At 70.4% G+C, this 21374-nt stretch carries 19 protein-coding genes; 3 read left to right on the forward strand and 16 right to left on the reverse strand.

Annotation, left to right across the window (positions count from 1 at the left end; genetic code table 11):
- Positions 1-5: 5 nt before the first annotated feature.
- The gene (locus ACFVYF_RS22105) at positions 6-713 is read right to left on the reverse strand and encodes an MBL fold metallo-hydrolase (RefSeq protein ID WP_389457724.1); all 708 of its coding nucleotides are present in this window, start codon (positions 711-713) and stop codon (positions 6-8) included.
- Positions 714-900: 187 nt separating this feature from the next.
- On the opposite strand from ACFVYF_RS22105, the gene ACFVYF_RS22110 reads away from it, so the two are divergent.
- The gene (locus ACFVYF_RS22110; RefSeq protein WP_389457726.1) at positions 901-1740 is read left to right on the forward strand and encodes a peptidylprolyl isomerase; all 840 of its coding nucleotides are present in this window, start codon (positions 901-903) and stop codon (positions 1738-1740) included.
- Positions 1741-1875: 135 nt separating this feature from the next.
- Entirely contained in the window at positions 1876-3105 is a 1230-nt protein-coding gene (locus ACFVYF_RS22115) for a DUF349 domain-containing protein (RefSeq protein ID WP_389457728.1), read from the forward strand.
- A gap of 118 nt (positions 3106-3223) precedes the next feature.
- Here ACFVYF_RS22115 and ACFVYF_RS22120 read toward each other — a convergent pair whose 3' ends face one another.
- The 15 genes from ACFVYF_RS22120 to pgsA all read right to left on the reverse strand — a co-directional run bounded on the left by ACFVYF_RS22120 (position 3224) and on the right by pgsA (position 18800).
- On the reverse strand, positions 3224-5755 hold the full coding sequence (locus ACFVYF_RS22120) for a RelA/SpoT family protein (RefSeq protein WP_389457730.1): 2532 nt from the start codon (positions 5753-5755) through the stop codon (positions 3224-3226).
- A 225-nt stretch (positions 5756-5980) separates the two neighbouring features.
- Positions 5981-6520 carry an adenine phosphoribosyltransferase gene (locus ACFVYF_RS22125; protein ID WP_389457732.1) on the reverse strand — a complete coding sequence of 180 codons (540 nt, stop codon included), beginning with the start codon at positions 6518-6520 and terminating at the stop codon, positions 5981-5983.
- Positions 6517-7632, reverse strand: a complete 1116-nt coding sequence (gene secF, locus ACFVYF_RS22130; RefSeq protein ID WP_389457734.1) for a protein translocase subunit SecF — start codon at positions 7630-7632, stop codon at positions 6517-6519. The genes ACFVYF_RS22125 and secF overlap by 4 nt, the downstream gene beginning before the upstream one ends.
- A gap of 1 nt (position 7633) precedes the next feature.
- Positions 7634-9391: a protein translocase subunit SecD gene (gene secD, locus ACFVYF_RS22135; protein WP_389457736.1), complete on the reverse strand. Its 1758-nt coding sequence runs from the start codon at positions 9389-9391 to the stop codon at positions 7634-7636.
- A 141-nt stretch (positions 9392-9532) separates the two neighbouring features.
- Positions 9533-10027 (reverse strand): preprotein translocase subunit YajC, encoded by a 495-nt coding sequence (yajC, locus tag ACFVYF_RS22140; protein ID WP_389457738.1) that lies wholly within the window; start codon positions 10025-10027, stop codon positions 9533-9535.
- A gap of 163 nt (positions 10028-10190) precedes the next feature.
- A complete protein-coding gene (gene ruvB, locus ACFVYF_RS22145; RefSeq protein ID WP_389457740.1) occupies positions 10191-11261 on the reverse strand; it encodes a Holliday junction branch migration DNA helicase RuvB in 1071 nt (356 codons plus the stop codon).
- A gap of 66 nt (positions 11262-11327) precedes the next feature.
- Positions 11328-11939 carry a Holliday junction branch migration protein RuvA gene (gene ruvA, locus ACFVYF_RS22150; protein ID WP_389457742.1) on the reverse strand — a complete coding sequence of 204 codons (612 nt, stop codon included), beginning with the start codon at positions 11937-11939 and terminating at the stop codon, positions 11328-11330.
- Positions 11936-12466 carry a crossover junction endodeoxyribonuclease RuvC gene (gene ruvC, locus ACFVYF_RS22155; protein ID WP_389458029.1) on the reverse strand — a complete coding sequence of 177 codons (531 nt, stop codon included), beginning with the start codon at positions 12464-12466 and terminating at the stop codon, positions 11936-11938. The genes ruvA and ruvC overlap by 4 nt, the downstream gene beginning before the upstream one ends.
- A gap of 104 nt (positions 12467-12570) precedes the next feature.
- Positions 12571-13323: a YebC/PmpR family DNA-binding transcriptional regulator gene (locus tag ACFVYF_RS22160; protein WP_389457743.1), complete on the reverse strand. Its 753-nt coding sequence runs from the start codon at positions 13321-13323 to the stop codon at positions 12571-12573.
- 75 nt (positions 13324-13398) lie between these two features.
- Positions 13399-14007, reverse strand: coding sequence for a pyridoxal 5'-phosphate synthase glutaminase subunit PdxT (pdxT, locus tag ACFVYF_RS22165; RefSeq protein WP_389457745.1), 609 nt, complete (start codon positions 14005-14007; stop codon positions 13399-13401).
- A gap of 44 nt (positions 14008-14051) precedes the next feature.
- Positions 14052-14975 (reverse strand): pyridoxal 5'-phosphate synthase lyase subunit PdxS, encoded by a 924-nt coding sequence (gene pdxS / locus ACFVYF_RS22170; RefSeq protein ID WP_389457746.1) that lies wholly within the window; start codon positions 14973-14975, stop codon positions 14052-14054.
- A 157-nt stretch (positions 14976-15132) separates the two neighbouring features.
- Positions 15133-15678, reverse strand: coding sequence for a hypothetical protein (locus ACFVYF_RS22175; protein WP_389457748.1), 546 nt, complete (start codon positions 15676-15678; stop codon positions 15133-15135).
- A gap of 307 nt (positions 15679-15985) precedes the next feature.
- Positions 15986-17146: a glycosyltransferase family 4 protein gene (locus ACFVYF_RS22180; RefSeq protein WP_389457750.1), complete on the reverse strand. Its 1161-nt coding sequence runs from the start codon at positions 17144-17146 to the stop codon at positions 15986-15988.
- Positions 17143-18069: a phosphatidylinositol mannoside acyltransferase gene (locus tag ACFVYF_RS22185; protein WP_389457752.1), complete on the reverse strand. Its 927-nt coding sequence runs from the start codon at positions 18067-18069 to the stop codon at positions 17143-17145. The genes ACFVYF_RS22180 and ACFVYF_RS22185 overlap by 4 nt, the downstream gene beginning before the upstream one ends.
- Entirely contained in the window at positions 18066-18800 is a 735-nt protein-coding gene (gene pgsA, locus ACFVYF_RS22190) for a phosphatidylinositol phosphate synthase (RefSeq protein ID WP_389458031.1), read from the reverse strand. Before pgsA ends, ACFVYF_RS22185 begins: the two co-directional genes overlap by 4 nt.
- Before the next feature lie 215 nt (positions 18801-19015).
- Here pgsA and ACFVYF_RS22195 point away from each other — a divergent pair, with 215 nt between their 5' ends.
- Positions 19016-21214, forward strand: a complete 2199-nt coding sequence (locus tag ACFVYF_RS22195) for an elongation factor G-like protein EF-G2 (RefSeq protein ID WP_389457754.1) — start codon at positions 19016-19018, stop codon at positions 21212-21214.
- Positions 21215-21374: the final 160 nt, after the last annotated feature.

Genomic DNA, 21374 nt, shown 5'->3' on the forward strand with positions numbered 1-21374 from the left:
TCTCGTCACATTCCTCGTCGGGGAGCGTCCGTGCTCCCCCGGCCGGCTGCCACCTGCCGCAGATACGGGTTGGCGGCACGCTCCTGGCCGATGGTCGTCTGGGGGCCGTGGCCGGACAGCACCACGGTCGAGTCGTCGAGCGGCAGGCACACGCGGGCCAGCGAGTCGAGCATCTCGGCCATGTCACCGCCGGGCAGGTCGGTGCGTCCGATGGAGCCGGCGAAGAGCAGATCCCCGGAGAAGAAAACGGACGGGATGTCCGCCGTCTCGGGCATCTGGAAGGTCACCGACCCCTTCGTATGGCCGGGCGCGTGCGCGACGGAGAGGTCGAGGCCGGCGAGCGTGAGCTCGGCGCCGTCGGTCAACTCCTTCACGTCGTCCGGCTCCCCGATGGTCAGCTCGCCCATCAGCGGCATGCCGATGGAGCGGCCGAGCGCCTTCTCCGGGTCGCTCATCATGAAGCGGTCCCGGGGGTGGATCCAGGCAGGTACGTCGTGCGCTCCGCACACCGGGACGACCGAGGCGACGTGGTCGATGTGGCCATGGGTGAGGATGACCGCGACGGGCTTGAGCCGATGCTTCTTCAGCGCGTCCTCGACTCCCTGGGCGGCCTGGTGGCCCGGGTCGATGATCACGCACTCCTCACCCGCGGCGGGGGCGACCAGATAACAGTTGGTCCCCCAGGCCCCGGCGGGGAACCCGGCAATGAGCACGATCGTCCTTCGTTTGTGTCGTACGAGGTCATACGGCGTCGTACGGGGCGGGCGGCTGTGGCTCAGAGCCTACCGGCGCTGCCGTTTCCTCAGCGAACCCATATACGGTACGGGGCACACGCAGGCGGTCGGCTCATATGACGCACGCGTCCCACAGCACACACGAGACGCATGAGGAGAAAACCCGGTGGTCACCCAGGAGCAGCGGCGGCGTCAGCTCGCCCGGGAGAAGTTCTTGCGGCAGCAGCAGCGGCGCACGTCGGCCCGACGCAAGACGCGTATGCGCAACGCGGTGATCGCGTCGGTCCTCGGCGTCGTCGTGGTGGGCAGTGTCGTGTCATACGCGACCGGGGTCTTCAAGAACGACGACAAGAAGACCAACGCCGGCGCGGAGGCGTCGCCCAGCGCCTCGGCACCGAGCAAGGCGCCGGACCCGTGCAAGAAGCCCGCAGCGGGCAAGGTGAAGACGGCGACCTGGAAGAAGGAGCCGGCGATCACCGTCGACAAGTCCGGGAAATACACCATGGACCTGCAGACGACCTGCGGCACGATAGACATCGCCATGGACGCGTCGAAGACGCCGCACACCGTGAACTCGTTCAACTTCCTCGCGGCCAAGGGCTTCTTCGATCACACCAAGTGCCACCGGCTCGTCACCTCGGGCATCTACGTGCTCCAGTGCGGCGACCCGCAGGGCACCGGCACGGGCGGACCGGGCTACACGATTCCGGACGAGAACCTGAAGGACAGCCGTCTGAAGGGGAACGTGTATCCGGCGGGCACGGTGGCCATGGCCAACCAGTACAACGCCTCGACGAAGGAAGGCCGCGACACCGGCGGCAGCCAGTTCTTCCTCGTCTACCAGGACAGTCAGCTCCCGGCCGACTACACACCGTTCGGGACGATTTCCGAATCCGGAATGAAGGTCCTGAAGAAGATCGCGGGTGCCGGCGAGCGCACCGGGCAGGGCGACGGCGCACCGAACGCAACGGTCGTGATCAACAAGGCAACGGTGAAGAAATCCTGACCCCCAACTGCGAAATTTCGGTCGCGCGGGATGCGGACAGCCGCCCCGCCGGTCGCCTATGTTGGCCGTGACGAAACTGTGGACGATGCCCGGGGGCACTGAAGCCTTCCGCAGGCATCATGTGGAGGAGGCGCTGTGAGCAGCGACCCGTGGGGCCGCGTCGACGAGACGGGGACCGTGTACGTGCGTACGGCCGACGGCGAGCAGGTCGTCGGTTCCTGGCAGGCCGGCTCCCCTGATGAGGCGCTGGCCTACTTCGAGCGCAAGTACGAGGGCTTGGTTGTCGAGATCGGCCTCCTCGAAAAGCGAGTGAAAACCACCGACCTGTCCGCCAAGGACGCCCAGGCCGCCATCGGCCATATCCGCGAGCAGGTGGACGCGCACCACGCGGTCGGCGATCTGGACGCCCTGCGGCAGCGGCTGGACAAGCTGGTCGAGACGGTCGACGCGCGCCGCGAGGAGCGCAAGCAGCAGCGGGCCAAGCAGTCCGACGAGGCGCGGCACTCCAAGGAGGCCCTGGTCACCGAGGCCGAGGAGCTGGCCCAGAGCGATCAGTGGCGGGCGGCCGGCGAGCGGCTGCGCGCGCTGGTGGACACCTGGAAGGGGCTGCCGCGACTCGACCGCAAGTCGGACGACGAGCTGTGGCACCGCTTCTCGCACGCGCGCTCGGCGTTCTCCAAGCGCCGCAAGGCGCACTTCGCGTCGCTGGACGCGCAGCGCGAGGAGGCCCGTAAGACCAAGGAGAAGCTGGTCGGGGAGGCCGAGGCGCTCTCCGGCTCGGTGGACTGGGGTCCGACGGCGGCCCGCTACCGCGAGCTGATGGCGGACTGGAAGGCCGCGGGCCGCGCCCAGCGCGAGCACGAGGACGACCTGTGGAACCGCTTCCGCGGCGCCCAGGACGTGTTCTTCGCGGCGCGCAGCTCGGTCTTCGCCGAGCGGGACGCGGAGCAGTCGGAGAACCTGAAGCTGAAGGAGGAGCTGGCCGAGGAGGCCGAGAAGCTCGTCCCGGTGCAGGATCTCAAGGCCGCCCGTGCCGCCTTCCGCTCGATCAACGAGCGGTGGGAGGCCATCGGGCATGTGCCGCGCGACGCCCGGCCCAAGGTCGAGGGCCGGATGCACGCGGTGGAGCGGGCTCTCCAGGACTCCGAGGAGACCGAGTGGCGCCGGACCAACCCGGAGGCACGCGCGCGTGCCGAGGGGCTGACCGGTCAGCTGCAGGCGGCGGTGGACAAGCTCCAGGGCCAGATCGAGACGGCGCGCTCCGCGGGCAACACCGCCAAGGCCGACAAGCTCCAGAGGGAGCTCGACGGCCGTCAGGCGCTGCTGGACCAGGCCCTGAAGGGTCTGCAGGAGTTCGGCGGCTGATTGCCGGTTCGTACGACCTCGTCGGCCCCGGCACTCGCGCAGAGTGCCGGGGCCGACTGCTGTCGTTCTCGGTCCCGGCGGAGCGCTGAGCGCCTCACCGGGACCGCGCCATGCCTGGCTACGGGCGACGGGCCGACGTCACCCGGTACACGTCGTACACGCCCTCCACGCCTCGGACGGCCTTCAGGACGTGGCCGAGATGCTTGGGGTCGCCCATCTCGAAGGTGAAGCGCGAGGTGGCGACGCGGTCGCGGGAGGTCTGGACGGCCGCCGACAGGATGTTGACGTGCTGGTCGGACAGGACCCGCGTGACGTCCGACAGAAGCCGGGAGCGGTCCAGCGCCTCGACCTGTATGGCGACCAGGAAGACGGACGACTGGGTGGGCGCCCACTCGACCTCGAGGATCCGCTCGGGCTCACGGGACAGCGAGTCGATGTTGACGCAGTCGCTGCGGTGCACCGAGACGCCGCTGCCGCGGGTGACGAAGCCGATGATCGGGTCGCCGGGTACGGGCGTACAACAGCGGGCCAGTTTGACCCACACGTCGTCGACGCCCTTGACCACGACACCCGGATCGGCGTTCGAGCGGCGCTTGCGGCCCCGGCCGTGGGCCGGCGGGACGCTCTCGTCGATCTCCTCGCTGGCCGCCTCCTCACCGCCGAGCGCCTGCACCAGCTTCTGTACGACGCTCTGCGCGGCGACATGGCCCTCGCCGATCGCCGCGTACAGCGACGAGATGTCGGGGTAGCGCATCTCGTGCGCGAGGGTGACCAGGGAGTCGCCGGTGAGGATGCGCTGGATCGGCAGGTTCTGTTTGCGCATGGCCCGCGCGATGGCGTCCTTGCCCTGCTCGATCGCCTCGTCCCGGCGCTCCTTGGAGAACCAGGCACGGATCTTGTTGCGGGCGCGCGGCGACTTCACGAAGCCGAGCCAGTCGCGGGACGGGCCCGCGCCGGCCGCCTTGGAGGTGAAGACCTCCACCAAGTCGCCGTTGTCCAGGGTGGATTCGAGCGGTACGAGGCGGCCGTTGACCCGTGCGCCTATGGTGCGGTGGCCGACCTCGGTGTGCACCGCGTAGGAGAAGTCGACCGGGGTGGCGCCCGCGGGCAGCGCTATCACGTCGCCCTTCGGCGTGAAGACGAAGACCTCGTTGCGGGACAGGTCGAAGCGCAGGGACTCCAGGAACTCGCCCGGATCCTCGGTCTCCTTCTGCCAGTCGAGCAACTGGCGCAGCCACGCCATGTCGTTGAGGTGGTCGTCCTTGCCGGTGCTCCTGGGCGCGTCGGAGCGCACCTTGGAGGCGCCGGCGACGGCCTCCTGCTTGTACTTCCAGTGCGCGGCGATGCCGTACTCGGCGCGGCGGTGCATGTCGAACGTACGGATCTGGAGCTCGACGGGCTTGCCGTTGGGACCGATCACCGTCGTGTGCAGCGACTGGTACATGTTGAACTTGGGCATCGCGATGTAGTCCTTGAACCGGCCGGGGACCGGGTTCCATCGCGCGTGCACGGTGCCGAGCGCCGCGTAGCAGTCGCGGACGGTGTCGACGAGGACTCGGATGCCCACCAGGTCGTAGATCTCCGCGAAGTCACGGCCGCGGACGATCATCTTCTGGTAGACGCTGTAGTAGTGCTTCGGCCGGCCCGTCACCGTCGCCTTGATGCGGGCGGCGCGCAGGTCGGACTGGACCTCGTCGGTCACTATGGCGAGGTACTCGTCGCGCTTGGGGGCGCGCTCGGCGACCAGGCGCACGATCTCGTCGTACATCTTGGGGTAGAGGATCGCGAAGGCGAGGTCCTCCAGCTCCCACTTGATGGTGTTCATGCCCAGCCGGTGGGCGAGCGGCGCGTAGATCTCGAGGGTCTCGCGCGCCTTCTTCTCCTGCTTCTCGCGCTTGAGATAGCGCATGGTGCGCATGTTGTGCAGCCGGTCGGCGAGCTTGATGACCAGGACGCGGGGGTCCTTGGCCATGGCGACGACCATCTTGCGCACGGTCTCCGCCTGCGCGGCCTCGCCGAACTTGACCTTGTCAAGCTTGGTGACGCCGTCGACGAGCAGGGCGACCTGGTCGCCGAAGTCGCGCTTGAGCGTGTCCAGGCCGTACTCGGTGTCCTCGACGGTGTCGTGCAGCAGGCCCGCCATCAACGTGGCCGGGTCCATGCCCAGTTCGGCGAGGATCGTGGTGACGGCGAGCGGATGCGTGATGTACGGGTCGCCGCTCTTGCGCTTCTGTCCGCGGTGCCAGCGCTCGGCGACCTGGTAGGCCTTCTCGACCTGGCGCAGCGTGGCCGTCTCGATCTTCGGGTCGTTGCTGCGCACTATCCGCAGCAGCGGCTCCAGGACCGGGTTGTACGGGTTGGAGCGCTGGACGCCGAGACGCGCGAGACGGGCGCGTACGCGGTTGGAGGAGCCGCCGCCGGTGCGGGCGGGCTGGCCCGCCGCGGGACGGACCACGGGCGTGGCCGCGGACTGCTCACGCTCCGCCGGGGCCGGGGCCGGCTTGGGACGTGGCTGCTCGGCCGCCTTGTCGTCGGGCGCCGCCTGGGCGTGCTCGACCGGCCCGTGCGTGGCGTTCTTCGCGGGCTCGTCCGCGGGGCCCGAAGTGGCGTCGGGCTTGGCGGCGATCAGTGGCTGGGCCTCGTCTGGCAAGAGGGCTCCTCGTGCGCGTTCCGGGTCCCCCGGTCAGGCTCCGGAGATCCCATGGTAGCGATCCTGGGCTTCGGGCTCGCCTCGGGCCGTTGTGACGGCCTCGTACAGGAGGAACACCAGAGGCGGGCACCGGATTCCTCCGGGCCCGCCTCCGCGGTGTCCTATGGGCGTCCCAGGCGCCGCCAAGGGTGCCCGGGACCTTTCACGCCGGGGTCGCCGACGTGCTCACACCTTGAGCAGCGCCTCCAGCGGGGCACCCGCAAGGGCCGGCTCCAGACGGGCCCGCCCGCCGAGGAAGCCGAGCTCCATCAGTACGGCGACGCCCGCGACCTCGGCGCCGGCCCGGCGGATGAGCTCGACCGAGGCCCCGGCGGTGCCGCCGGTGGCGAGGACGTCGTCGACGACCATGACGCGGTCGCCGGCGGCCAGGTCCTCGGCGTGCACCTCGATCTCGGCCGAGCCGTACTCCAGCTCGTACGCCTGGCTCAGGGTCGCTCCGGGGAGCTTGCCCGCCTTGCGTACGGGGATGAAGCCGAGCCCCGCGCGGACGGCGACCGGGGCGCCCAGGATGAAGCCGCGGGCCTCCAGGCCGACGATCTTCGTCGCGCCGTTGCGGACGCTGATCTCCGCGAGTGCGTCGGTGAGCGCCGTGAAGGCCGCCGGGTCCGCCAGGAGCGGGGTGATGTCCTTGAACACCACGCCCGGCTCCGGGTAGTCCGGGACGTCCCGGATCCGGCTGAGCAGGAGCTCCTCGATCCCGGTCATCGACGCTTCCCGGACGGGCGGCCACGGCCGCGGTTGCGGGACGCCGGCTGGGTGCGCGGGCCGACGACCGCGGGAGCCGAGTCCTCGGCCTCGTCGTCCGGCTCCCCGGCGGTGACGGGAGCGTCCAGCGGCACGCCCTGCGCGGCGGCCTGCGCCCGCTTGGCGAGGACCCGCTTCCTGAGGGCCTTCATCTGCGGCTCGCGCTCCTTGAGGTCGGCGACGAGCGGCGTGGCGATGAAGATCGAGGAGTACGCACCGGCCGCGAGGCCGACGAACAGCGACAGCGAGATGTCGTTGAGCGTGCCCGCGCCGAGGACACCGCCGCCGATGAACAGCAGGCCGGCGACGGGCAGCAGGGCGACCACCGTGGTGTTGATCGAACGGACCAGGGTGCCGTTGATCGAACGGTCGGCGATCTCGCTGTACGTCCAGCGGGTCTGCTTGGTGATGTCCTTGGTCTGCTCCTTGAGGCTGTCGAAGACGACGACCGTGTCGTAGAGCGAGTAACCGAGAATCGTGAGCAGACCGATCACGGTGCCCGGGGTGACCTCGAAACCGACCAGGGCGTAGATGCCGACCGTGATCGTGATGTCGTGGATCAGGGCCACCAGCGCGGCGATGGCCATGCGCCACTCGAAGGCGATCGCCAGATAGATCACCACGAGGACCATGAAGATCGCCAGGCCCTCCCAGGCCTTGTTGGCGATCTGGTCACCCCAGCTGGGGCCGACCAGGTCGGCGTTGATCGTCTCCGGGTCGACGCTCAGGTCCTTGGCGAGCTCGGTCTTGATCTTGTCGGACTTGTCGGTGTCGATGCCGGCGATCTGGATGCGCAGGCCGCCGTTGCCGAGCTTCTGGACGATCGCGTCGTGACCGGACGCCGATTCCGCGTCCGTCTCGGCCTGGGTCACCGAGATGCTGGTCTTCTGGGTGGTGAAGACCGCGCCGCCCTGGAACTCGATGCCCATGTTCAGGCCGCGCACCGTCAGGCCGAGGATGGCCGTGATGGTGATCAGGATCGAGATGCCGTACCAGATCTTGCGCTTGCCGACGAAGTCGTAGCCGATCTCGCCGCGGTGCAGTCGGGCGCCGAGGGTGCCGAGTTTCGACATCTCACGCCTCCTTCGTGTCGACGGGGGCGGAGGGACGGCGGGTGCGGCGCAGCGGGGGCTTGGCGCCGAGCCGCTTCGGGTCGAGGCCGGACCACTTGTGGCCGCTCGCGAAGAACGGCTTGCGGGCGAGGATCGTCATCAGCGGCTTGGTGAAGAGGAAGACCACGACGACGTCGAGCAGCGTGGTCAGACCGAGCGTGAAGGCGAAGCCCTGGACCTTGCCGACCGTGACGATGAAGAGCACCGCCGCGGCGAGGAACGACACGAAGTCGGAGACCAGGATGGTGCGCCGGGCACGCGGCCAGGCACGCTCGACGGCAGGCCGCAGGGTGCGGCCCTCGCGGATCTCGTCACGGATGCGTTCGAAGAACACGATGAACGAGTCCGCTGTGATTCCGATGGCGACGATCGCTCCGCACACGGCCGGCAGGTTCAGCGCGAAGCCGATGGTGGGGCCGAGCAACGCCATGATCACGTACGTGAGAATGGCGGAGACCATCAGGGAGGCGATGGCGATGAGCGACAGGCCGCGGTAGTAGAGCACCAGGTAGATGATGACCAGGCCCAGGCCGATCGCGCCCGCGATCATGCCGGCGTGCAGCTGCTCGCCACCGAGCGCGGCGGTCACCGTGGTGACGCTGGACTCCTTGAAGGTGAGCGGCAGCGCACCGTACTTCAGCATGTTGGCCAGGTCCTGCGCCTCGGTCTGGTCGAAGCTGCCGGAGATCTCCGCGCTGCCACCGGTCAGCGCCTGGCTGACGGACGGGTCGGAGACGACATCACCGTCGAGGACGATGGCGAACTGGTTCTGCGGGGGCTGGTTCTGCGCGAGCTTGCCCGTGATGCTGCCGAACTTCTTGGAGCCACCGGACGTGAAGTCCATGGTGACCTTCCAGCCCGCGCCGCTCTGGGTGTCGTAGACGGCCTGGGACCCCTTGACGTCCGTGCCCGACACCTCGGCGGGGCCGAGGACGTACTTCTGCCACTGGCCCCCGGAGTTCTGACCACAGGCCACGGTGGGCTCGTCGGCCTTCGAACCCTCGCCGGCCTTGGTGCGCTGCGCCTCCTTGCTGCAGTCGAGCGCGGCGTACTCGGCCTGGAGCTTCTCGGTCGCCGGGTCCGCGCTCGCGGACGGCGAGGCGCTGGCGGAGGGCGACGAGCTCGCCGACGGAGTGGCGTCGGCCTTCAGGGCGTCGGTGACCGGGCGGCCCTGGGACGTGGCGGTGGCCGACGGAGTCGTGGAGCCCGACGAGGACGGGGACGCCTTGTCCGTGGCCTTGTCGGTCGCCTTGTCCGTGGCCTTCTTCGAGGAGCTGCTGCTCGGCGAGGGGCTGGCCGTCGCGTCGGCGCCGGAGACCTCGGTGGCCAGGACCGGGCGGAAGTAGAGCTTGGCGGTGGTGCCGACCTGCTTCCGGGCCTGCTCGGAGTTGGTGCCCTTGGGGATGTTGACAATGATGTTGTCGGATCCCTGGGTCTGCACCTCGGCCTCAGAGACACCGAGACCGTTGACACGGCGGTTCATGATGTCGACCGCGGTGTCCATGTTGGTCTTGTTGATCGCGTTGGGCTGTCCCGGCTCCTTCTTCGCCGTGAGCGTGATGCTCGTGCCGCCGGCGAGGTCGATGCCGAGACGCGGAGTGGGGTGCCCGGAGAGGAACATCCCCCCGGTGAGCGCCACGATCGCGATCAGGATGAGGGCCAGCGAGCGCCCCGGCCTGCTCTGGGCGCTCGCGCTCCGGCCCTTCTTCGGTGCTGCCACCTTCTCGTACTCCCTCTCGGGCCCCTCGGCGCCGGGTGGGCGCGCGGGCGGCCATGACATGGTGTCGGGATTCCGTGCGAGAACCGCACGTCCCCTGGGGCGCCGGGCGCGAGCGGGTCGCGACCGGCTCCCGGGGCGTGACTACTTCGCGTCGGACTCGCCGTCGGTCTTCTTCGGCTCTGCTGCCTCGCCCGCGGCGGGCTCGTCGGCCGCGTCGTCCTGCGCGTCCACGTCCTTCTTGCCGAGGTCGATGGGCTGGTCGACGGAAGCGTCGTCGGCGGCGGACTCGTCGGTCCCGGTGAGCGAGGAGGCGTCGTCCGGCACGACCGCGTCGTCGTCCTTCAGGTCGGGGTCGATGCCGTGGACGATGCGGTTGTACTCGTCGTCGCTCAGGACGGCGCCGATCGAGTTCTTCGCGAAGATCAGGTGGACGCCCGGGGCGGCGTCGAGGAGGACCGTGTCCTCACTGACCTCCTTCACCGTCGCGTACATGCCCCCGATCGTGCGGACGCCGGTGCCGGGCTGCATCTCGTTGCGCATCTGCGCGGCCTGCGACTGCTTGCGCTTGGCCGAGCGGGTCATCAGGAACATGGCCCCGATGAGCACGATGAACGGGAGGAGGGTCAAGGTATTCACGGGACGGAGTTTCCTTCGCACGACCGCGCGCGCGGCGGCCTGGTGGATGGGGGTGGTCGGCGCCGCCTGCAAAGGCGGCATCGGCGGAGTCTAAGCGAGTCCGCACTGATGGAACAACGCTCAGCATGGCACCGGGGTTCCGTTGCCCGCGACTACCGCGCTGTCACGCCCCGAAGAGGTCCTGTTGTCCGTTTCCCCCGGAGGCCTGGCGGGGCGGGGTGAGGCCGAGATGCGCCCATGCGGCCGGTGTCCCGACCCGGCCCCGGGGCGTACGGGCCAGCAGGCCCTCCCGGACCAGGAAGGGCTCGGCGACCTCCTCGACGGTCTCGCGCTCCTCCCCCACCGCGACCGCGAGGGTGGAAAGACCCACGGGACCGCCGCCGAACAGCTTGAGCAGGGCCTCCAGGACGGCGCGGTCGAGCCGGTCAAGACCGCGGGCGTCGACCTCGTACACGGCCAGGGCCGCGGCGGCGATGTCCTGCGTGATGATCCCGTCGGCCTTGACCTGCGCGTAGTCGCGGACGCGGCGCAGCAGGCGGTTGGCGATACGGGGGGTCCCCCGGGAGCGGCCGGCGATCTCGGCGGCGCCTGCCGTGCCGATCTCGACGTCGAGCAGGCCGGCCGAGCGGTGGATGACGCGCTCCAGGTCGGCGGGCTCGTAGAACTCCATGTGACCGGTGAAACCGAATCGGTCGCGCAGCGGGGGCGGCAGCAGGCCCGCGCGTGTGGTGGCGCCGACCAGGGTGAACGGCGGCAGCTCCAGCGGGATGGCGGTGGCGCCGGGGCCCTTGCCGACGATGACGTCGACCCGGAAGTCCTCCATCGCCATGTAGAGCATCTCCTCGGCGGGCCGGGACATGCGGTGGATCTCGTCGAGGAAGAGGACCTCGCCCTCCTGGAGAGAGGACAGGATCGCGGCGAGGTCGCCGGCGTGCTGGATGGCGGGTCCGCTGGTGATGCGGATGGGGGCTTCCATCTCGGCCGCGATGATCATCGAGAGGGTGGTCTTGCCGAGGCCGGGGGCGCCGGAGAGCAGGACGTGATCGGCGGTGGCCCCCCGCGCGCGGGCGGCGCGCAGGACCAGGTCGAGCTGCTCGCGGACCTTCTCCTGTCCGATGAACTCGTCCAGGTCCTTCGGGCGCAGCGCCGCCTCGACGGCCTGGTCCTCGCGGTCGGCGGACGCGCCGACGAGCCGCTCGGCGGCGGTCTCGTCGGTCGTGTCGTCCCAGTTCATGTGCTGTGCCTCGCGGTCGCAGTGGGGTGGGTCGTACGGGTCTGGGGCGCGCCGGCGGGGTGTCGCCTACCGGGTCCTGTTGAGGGTCTGGAGGGCGGCCTTGAGCAGCTGCCCCACTTGTGGCGTGCCCTCGGCGGCCTCCGCCTGGGGAGCGACGGCGGCGACCGCCTCGTCGGCCTCGCGCGTCGCGTACCCGAGGCCGATCAGCGCGGCGTGCAGCTGGTCGCGCCAGCCTGCGGTGACGGCTCGGCCGCTTGCCTGGCCGCCGGTGCCGAGGGGCGCGCCGAGCCGGTCCTTCAGCTCCAGCAGAAGCTTCTGGGCGCCCTTCTTGCCGATCCCGGGGACCGCGGTGAGCGTCTTCTCGTCGCCGGTGGACACCGCACGGCGCAGGGCGTCGGGGCTGTGCACGGCGAGCATCGCCTGGGCCAGCCGGGGGCCGACCCCGCTCGCGGTCTGGAGCAGCTCGAAGGTCCCCCGCTCGTCGTCGTCCGCGAAGCCGTACAGCGTCAGCGAGTCCTCGCGGACGACGAGGGAGGTGGCCAGCTTGGTCTGCTGGCCCATGCGGAGCCCGGAGAGCGTGTTGGGCGTGCACTGGACGGCGATGCCGATGCCGCCGACCTCGACCACCGCGGAATCGGGGGCGAGGGCGGCGACCGGACCGCTGACGAAGGCGATCATGCGGGACGCCCTTTCGATGCGTGCAGGGCGACGGCCTGCTGGAGTCTGTTCTGGGCGGGTGCGCGCCAGATGTGGCAGATGGCGAGGGCGAGGGCGTCCGCCGCGTCGGCGGGCTTGGGGGGCGCGTCGAGGCGGAGCAGTCGCGTGACCATCGCGCCGACCTGGGCCTTGTCCGCGCGTCCGCTGCCGGTGACGGCGGCCTTGACCTCGCTCGGGGTGTGCAGGGCGACGGGGATGCCGCGCCGGGCGGCGCAGAGCATGGCGACGGCGCTGGCCTGGGCGGTGCCCATCACCGTCCGTACGTTGTGCTGGCTGAACACCCGCTCCACGGCGACGAATTCGGGACGGTACTCGTCGAGCCACTGTTCGATGCCCTGCTCGATGGCGACGAGGCGCAGGCCCAACTCGGCGTCCGCCGGGGTCCGTACGACCCCGACGCCGTGCATGGTCAGGGGCCGGCCGGCGAGACCTTCGACCACTCCGACACCGCACCGGGTCAACCCGGGGTCAACACCCAGTACCCGCACCCAGCCCCTCCCTTCGGTCACCTGTTTGTGCAGGCTATCGGGTGCCGCTGACAAAGCGACGGGCCGACGGGTGTGTCCCGTCGGCCCGTTGTGCTGGGAACGCCTCAGGCGTCGACCTTCGCCATCACGTCGTCGGAGACATCGAAGTTGGCGAAGACGTTCTGCACGTCGTCGCTGTCCTCGAGGGCGTCGATCAGCTTGAAGATCTTCCGGGCGCCGTCTTCGTCGAGCTCGACCTGCATGGTCGGGACGAAGTTGGCCTCGGCCGAGTCGTAGTCGATGCCCGCCTCCTGGAGCGCGGTGCGGACCGCGACCAGGTCGGTGGCCTCGGAGAGGACCTCGAAGGCCTCACCGAGGTCGTTGACCTCCTCGGCGCCCGCGTCGAGCACGGCACCCAGGACGTCGTCCTCGGACAGCTCGCCCTTGGGGACGACGACGACGCCCTTGCGGTTGAAGAGGTACGAGACGGAGCCCGGGTCGGCCATGTTGCCGCCGTTGCGGGTCATGGCGACGCGGACGTCCGAGGCGGCGCGGTTGCGGTTGTCGGTGAGGCACTCGATGAGCACCGCGACACCGTTCGGGCCGTAACCCTCGTACATGATCGTCTCGTAGTCGGCGCCGCCGGCCTCGAGACCGGCGCCGCGCTTCACCGCGGAGTCGATGTTCTTGTTCGGGACCGAGCTCTTCTTGGCCTTCTGAATGGCGTCGAACAGTGTCGGGTTGCCGGACACATCGGCGCCGCCCGTGCGGGCCGCGACCTCGATGTTCTTGATCATCTTCGCGAAGAGCTTGCCGCGCTTGGCGTCGATCACGGCCTTCTTGTGCTTCGTCGTAGCCCATTTAGAGTGGCCGGACATCTGCCTGTCTCCTTCGCGTAACCCATCCTGTACGAACTCCCCCAGCCTTGGAGAGCCTGGGAGGTACCCGAGATCCTACAAGGACTCCGGTGTCCGGTTCGCGCGCACCATGTCGACGAACAGGCCGTGCATGCGATGGTCACCGGTCAGTTCCGGGTGGAACGACGTGGCGAGTGCGTTGCCCTGGCGTACGGCGACGATGTGGCCCTCGTGCTCGGCGAGCACCTCGGCCGCGGCACCCACGGACTCGACCCAGGGGGCGCGGATGAAGACGCCCTCCACGGGGTCGCCCTCGACGCCCACGACGGCGACGGCCGCCTCGAAGGACTCGTTCTGACGCCCGAAGGCGTTGCGGCGCACGATCATGTCGATGCCGCCGATGGTCTCCTGGCCCGAGCGCGGGTCGAGGATCTTGTCGGCGAGCATGATCATGCCCGCGCAGGTGCCGTAGACGGGCATACCGGCCCGCACGCGCGCGCGGAGGGGATCCATCAGGCCGAAGAGGACGGCCAGTTTGGAGATGGTGGTCGACTCGCCGCCCGGGATGACGAGACCGTCGACCTCGGCGAGTTCCTCGGGGCGCCGGACCGGCCTGGCCACGGCGTCAGCCGCGGCCAGGGCGATCTGGTGCTCCCGTACGTCGCCCTGGAGGGCCAGGACGCCTATGACGGGGGTGTTGCTCATCTACGCAGTGCCTGTCTCGTACGCAGGGACCCTGGGGTGGGTGATTACCAGCCGCGGTTCGCGTAGCGCTCGGCCTCGGGGAGGGTGTCGCAGTTGATGCCGACCATGGCCTCGCCCAGGTTGCGGGACGCGTCCGCGATGATCTTCGGGTCGTCGTAGAAGGTGGTGGCCTTCACGATGGCGGCGGCGCGCTTGGCCGGGTCGCCGGACTTGAAGATGCCGGAGCCGACGAAGACGCCCTCGGCACCGAGCTGGCGCATCAGCGCGGCGTCGGCGGGGGTGGCGACACCACCGGCGGAGAACAGCACCACAGGGAGCTTGCCGAGCTCGGCGACCTCCCTGACGATCTCGTACGGGGCGCGCAGCTCCTTGGCGGCGGCGTACAGCTCGTTGTTGTCGAAGCCGCGCAGCTTGGCGATCTCGTTCTTGATCTGGCGCAGGTGACGGACCGCCTCGACGACGTTGCCGGTGCCGGCCTCGCCCTTGGAGCGGATCATGGCGGCGCCCTCGGCGATGCGGCGCAGCGCCTCGCCCAGGTTGGTGGCACCACACACGAAGGGGGTGGTGAACGCCCACTTGTCGGAGTGGTTGACCTCGTCGGCCGGGGTGAGGACCTCGGACTCGTCGATGTAGTCGACGCCGAGGGACTGCAGGACCTGGGCCTCGACGAAGTGGCCGATACGCGACTTGGCCATGACCGGGATCGAGACCGCGTCGATGATCTCCTCGATCATGGTCGGGTCCGACATGCGCGCCACGCCGCCGTCCTTGCGGATGTCGGCCGGGACCCGCTCCAGGGCCATGACGGCGACGGCGCCCGCGTCCTCGGCGATCTTCGCCTGCTCGGCGTTGACCACATCCATGATCACGCCCCCCTTGAGCTGCTCGGCCATGCCGCGCTTCACGCGCGCGGTGCCGGTCGCAGTGGTTTCAGTGGGCTGTGCGGAGTTGGAGAGCGTGCTGGACACGGGTTGACCTCACTCGGTGAAAGAGGGCTGCTGCAGTACCGAGATAACGCGAGTGGACCAGGCCACAGCAAGGGCCAATGGGGAGACGGTGGCTCGTTTTCCGGCCACGGGCGGCTCTCGGCCGGCCTGGCCGGTCCGGTCCCGGGGCCCAAAACCCTCAGCTCGTGGGGCGGTCCGCGAGTGCCACCGGCGGCTCGTCGTCCATCTCGAAGGCCAGCGGGAACGGCGCGTGCCCGGCCAGCCGGAACCACCGCACCTTGCGATGCCGCCGCAGCGCCCGAGCGGCCCGTACGGCGTCGTTGTGGAACCGCCGGGCCATCGGCACCCGGCGCACCGCCTGGGCCAGTTCGGTGGCGGCATCCTCGCCCCCGGGCGCCGCCCGTACGGCCTCGACCTGCGCTGTCTCCCCGAACACGGCCCGCAGCGCCTGGCTCAGCTCGCTCTCGGCGACCTCCCGCTGCTCCTCCTCGGCCTGCCGCGCCGCGTGAGCCGCTTCGTAGAGCACGATCGAGGCGGCCGGGTCGAGCACTCCGGAGGTGGCCAGCTCCTGCGCGACCGACGCACGGCGCAGCAGTTGCGCGTCGAGGGCGGCGCGCGCGGCGTCGATCCGGGCGTGCAGCCGGTCGAGCCGTCCCGCGGTCCAACTCAGATAGAGGCCGATCGCGATGAGGCCGACGAGGATCCAGATGAGGGTTGGCGTCACGGGCCGCAAGGCTACCCGTGTGCGGTCAGCGCTTTTCCGGGCCCCGGGCGCGACGGGACCCGCCGTGTCCTGAAGCGGCGGTCCTGGCACCGCCGGCGATCACCGGGCGGGCGGCACAACGGGACCACTCCCCGGACAGCGATACCGCTTACGGGCCGTAGCACCGCCCCAGAACAGCGGCACCGCTTCCGGGCCGTAGCACCGCCTCAGGACAGCGGCACCGCTTCCGGGCCGCACCGTTCCCTGACAGCGCCCGTTCCCGGACAGGCCGCCCGGCAACAGCGCTACGCCCGTCCCCCGCGCGCCCTCAGTCCCGGGCCAGTCCGAACCGGGCCATCAACCCCGTGCGTTCGTCGGTCGCCACGGCAGCCGCTCCGTCCGTCACCGTCTCGTACACGGAGAGGATGTCGGCTCCGACCGTCGACCAGTCGAAGCGCCGCACATGGGCGCTCCCCCGCTCGCGCAGTTCGGCCCGGCGCTCCGGGTCGCCGAGCAGCCGCAGGGCGGAGCCGGCCAGCGCGTCCGCGTCCTCGTTGGCGAACAGCTCCCCGGCCGCGCCCTGGTCCAGGACCTGGGCGAAGGCGTCGAGATCGGAGGCGAGCACCGGCGCCCCCGCCGACATCGCCTCCACCAGGATGATCCCGAAGCTCTCACCGCCGGTGTTGGGAGCGACGTACACGTCGACACTGCGCAGGAAGCGCGCCTTGTCCTCGTCGCTGACCATGCCGAGGAACTCGACGCGTGAGCGCATCTCGGCCGGCAGGTCCTCGACGGCCTCCTTCTCGTCACCGCGTCCGGCGACCAGGAGCCGCGTCTGCGGACGCTCCGCGAGGATCTTCGGCAGGGCCTTCATCAGCACCGGCAGGCCCTTGCGGGGCTCGTCGATACGCCCTATGAAGCCGAGGGTGCCCCCCTGCCACTCCGCCTTGGGCTTGGCGCGGGCGAAGAAGTCGACGTCGACGCCGTTCGGGATGACGACCGCGTCGCCGCCCAGGTGCTCGACGAGCGTGCGGCGCGCGTACTCGCTCACCGCGATCCGCGCGCTGATCTTCTCCAGCGCGGGCTGCAGGATCGGATACGCGGCGATCATCGCCCGGGAGCGCGGGTTCGAGGTGTGGAAGGTGGCGACGATGGGTCCCTGGGCCGCCCAGCACGCGAGCAGCCCGAGCGACGGCGAGGTCGGCTCATGGATGTGGATCACGTCGAAGAGACCGTCGTGCAGCCAGCGCCGCACGCGGGCCGCGCTCAGGAAGCCGAAGTTGAGACGGGCGACCGAGCCGTTGTACGGCACCGGGACCGCGCGGCCCGCCGACACGACGTACGGCGGCAGGGGGGTCTCGTCGTCCGCGGGGGCGAGTACGGACACCTCGTGTCCGAGGCGGATGAGGTGCTCGGCCAGATCGCGGATGTGGAACTGGACGCCGCCGGGCACGTCCCAGGAGTAGGGGCAGACGATGCCGATCCTCACGGGCCCTCCCCCTCGGCCGGCTCGGGGCGGAGCTCCAGGTCGGCGAGCCACAGACGCTGCAGCATGTGCCAGTCCTCCGGATGGTCGGCGATACCGGTGGCGAAGGCGTCGGCCAGCGCCTGTGTCATGGCAGACGTCTTCTCGGCCCGGGTACCTGTCTCGGGGACCTCGACCGGGGGATGCACGCGCCCCTGCATCACGGGGGACTCGTCGTACCAGAGCGTCACAGGGAGCAGCAGGGCACCGGTCTGCTGGGCCAGCAGGGCCGGTCCGGCGGGCATCCGGGTCGCCTCGCCGAAGAACTTGACCTCGACACCGGACGCGGAGAGGTCGCGGTCGGCGACCAGGCAGACCAGGCCGCCGTCGCGCAGCCGCCGGGCCAGCGTGCCGAACGCGGAACTGCCGGTGTGCGCCAGCACCTCCATGCCGAGGCCCTCGCGATAGGCCACGAAACGGTCGTACAGCGACTCGGGCTTCAGCCGCTCGGCGACCGTCGTGAAGGGCGTCTTCAGAGCGGTGGTGACCCAGGCCCCCGCGAGGTCCCAGTTGCCCAGGTGAGGCAGGGCGAGGATCACTCCCTTGCCGGCGGCGAGTCCGTCGGTCAGATGGTGCACGTCCTTCACGTCGCAGCCCGTCCGCACGCGCTCCTCGCTCCACGCCGGAAGCCGGAAGGACTCCATCCAGTAGCGCAGATACGACCGCATGCCGGCCCGGGAGAGCTCGGCGAGCCGCTCCGGGGTCGCGTCGGGCACCACGCGCGCGTAGTTGCTCTCCAGCCGCCGCACGCCCTTGCCGCGCTGCTTCCAGGCGAGGTCGGCGATGGTCCGGCCCAGGCGCACCGCGACGGGTTCCGGGAGCTTCTTGACGGTGCTCCAGCCGAGGGCGTAGGCCCCGTCGGTCAGCCGGTCCTGCAGACTGCTCACGACGTGGCCCCGCTCCCCTGCGCGGCGTTCTCCCCGGCGGCCGCGGCGTCGGCCTCGGCGGACTCCCGGCGCACCGTGACGACGCGCTGGATCAGCGTGACGAGGCTGCCGACGGCGACGATCCACAGCGCGATCGGCAGCAGCCACTGGATGCCGGGCACCCCGAACTTGTGCAGTCCGGCGAAACCGGCCGCGACCAGCGAGATCACCAGGCGCTCGGCGCGCTCGACCAGGCCGTTGACCGCGACCGGCAGGCCGATCGCCTCGCCGCGGGCCTTGGTGTACGAGACCACCTGGCCGCTGGCCAGGCAGAAGATCGAGACCGCGCACAGGATGTTGTCGTTGCCGCCGCCTGCGTACCAGAGCGCCAGGCCGCCGAAGATCGCGCCGTCGGCGACGCGGTCGAGCGTCGAGTCCAGGAAGGCACCCCAGCGGCTGGAGCGCCCGAGCTGGCGCGCCATGTTGCCGTCGACGAGGTCCGAGAACACGAAGAGCGTGATGACGACCGTGCCCCAGAAGAACTCACCACGGGGGTAGAAGACCAGCGCGCCCGCCATCACTCCGGCCGTGCCCAGGAGGGTGACCGTGTCGGGGCTTACCCCCCGGCGGATGAGAAACGCGGCGAACGGTGTGAGGACACGCGTGAAGAATGCACGCGCGTACTTGTTCAGCATGGCCTTCCCGAGGGTCGGTGTCGCCGCGCGGCCCCTGCTGGCCACCGGCTGGCCCATCGTAGCCACGCGCACGCGTGGGCGGCGGCCGGGCACCCGCGCCCCGTGTCACAGCGCGCCGGCAGCGGTGGCACGGGGGATCACGTCCGCCGTATGGACGCACCGTGACGTGAGTGGAAAGCTCGAAGAACCGCGGGCGTCACCGTTGCCGCCACCGCACGCGGCCCGGCACGTCCGCGCCCACAGTGACCTCACCGTGCACGGGAGGCAAGGCCATGGGCGACAAGGCGAACGCACACCCCGGAGCCGCCGGCAGGGCTACAGCGGCCGACCACCCCGCGTCCGTACGGAATGTGGTGCTGGTCGGCCACAGCGGATCGGGCAAGACGACATTGGTGGAAGCTCTCGCGCTGACGGCGGGAGCGGTGAACCGGGCGGGCCGTGTGGAGGACGGCGGCACCGTCTCCGACTACGACGAGATCGAGCACCGGCAGCAACGCTCGGTACAGCTCTCCCTGGTCCCCGTCGACTGGGACGGGTACAAGATCAATATTCTGGACACCCCCGGATACGCCGATTTCGTCGGGGAACTCAGGGCCGGTCTGCGAGCGGCGGACGCGGCCCTTTTCGTGGTCTCGGCCTCGGACGGGGTGGACGGCTCGACCCGGATGGTCTGGGAGGAGTGCGCGGCGGTCGGCATGCCGCGGGCCATCGTGGTCACCCATCTCGAATCCGCCCGGGCCGACTTCGAGGAGATGACCCGGATCTGCGCGGAGGCCTTCGGCGCGGACGACCCGGACGCCGTACTGCCGCTGTATCTGCCCCTGCACGGTGATCCCGCCCCCGATGGGCACGCGCCCGTGACCGGGCTGATCGGGCTGCTCTCGCAGCGGCTGTTCGACTACGGCTCCGGCGAGCGCAAGGAGGCGGAGCCCGGCCCGGACCAGGCGACGCTGATCGGGACGGCCCGCAACCGGCTGATCGAGGGGATCATCGCCGAGAGCGAGGACGAGACCCTGATGGACCGCTATCTCGGCGGCGAGGAGATCGACCTCAAGACCCTCGTGCAGGACCTGGAGCGGGCCGTGGCGCGCGGGACCTTCTTCCCCGTGCTGGCCGCCGCGCCCGCGGCCGAGGGCGCCCGCCAGGGCCTGGGCACGGTCGAGCTGCTCGAACTGATCACCGGCGGCTTCCCGACCCCTCTGGAGCGCGCGGCACCGGCGGTCACCACTCCGGACGGCGGGGCACGCGAAGTCAAGGCCTGCGACCCGGGCGGCCCGCTGGTCGCGGAGGTCGTGAAGACGGCGAGCGACCCCTACGTCGGCCGGGTCTCGCTCGTCCGCGTCTTCTCGGGCACCCTGCGCCCCGACGCGACGGTGCACGTCTCCGGGCACGGCCTCGCCGACCGCGGCCACGAAGATCACGACGTCGACGAACGCATCGGCGCCCTGTCCGCCCCCTTCGGCAAGCAGCAGCGCGCCCTCACGCACTGCATCGCCGGCGACCTCGCGTGCGTGGCGAAGCTGAACCGCGCGGAGACCGGCGACACCCTGTCGGCCAAGGACGATCCGCTGCTGATGGAGCCGTGGCAGATGCCCGATCCGCTGCTGCCGCTCGCCATCCAGGCCCACAGCAAGGCCGACGAGGACAAGCTCTCGCAGGGCCTCGGCCGGCTGGTCGCCGAGGACCCCACCATGCGTCTGGAGCAGAACCCGGACACCCACCAGGTCGTCCTGTGGTGCCTGGGCGAGGCCCACGCCGATGTCGCCCTGGAACGGCTGCGCAGCCGGTACGGCGTCCAGGTCGACGTGGTTCCGCACAAGGTCTCCCTGCGCGAGACGTTCGCGGACCGGTCGGCGGGGCGCGGCCGGCACGTGAAACAGTCCGGCGGCCACGGGCAGTTCGCGATCTGCGAGATCGAGGTCGAACCGCTGCCGAACGGCTCGGGCATCGAGTTCGTGGACAAGGTGGTCGGCGGCGCGGTGCCGCGCCAGTTCATCCCGTCCGTCGAGAAGGGGGTGCGCGCCCAGGCCGCCAAGGGGGTGGCCGCCGGCTATCCGCTCATCGACGTCCGGGTGACCCTGCTCGACGGGAAGGCGCACTCCGTCGACTCCTCCGACGCCGCTTTCCAGACGGCCGGTGCGCTGGCCCTGCGCGAGGCGGCGTCCGACGCGCGGATCCATCTGCTGGAGCCGGTCGCCGAGGTGTCGGTCCTGGTCGGTGACGACTACGTGGGCGCTGTGATGAGCGATCTGTCCGGACGGCGCGGCCGGGTCGTCGGGACCGAGCAGGCGAGCGGCGGACGGACCCTCGTACGGGCCGAGGTCCCCGAGATCGAGATCGGGCGGTACGCGGTCGATCTCCGCTCCCTCTCGCACGGCACGGCCCGCTTCGACCGCCACTACGCACGGCACGAGCCGATGCCGTCCCAGGTCGCCGAGCGGATTCGCGAACAGGCCGGGGCCGCCTCCTAGTTCGGGCACCCATGCACGTCGGCGGGCGGCTTCGGCCGTCCGCCGACGAATGTCGGTGCCTGCGGATACGCTGATGACCTGATCAAGTTGTGACTCGATCAGGACGATGACCTGATCAACAGGTGTGCGAGGCACGGAAGTCGGGAAGGCCGCAGGAGCG

Source organism: Streptomyces sp. NPDC058274, assembly GCF_042881375.1.
Lineage (GTDB): Bacteria > Actinomycetota > Actinomycetes > Streptomycetales > Streptomycetaceae > Streptomyces.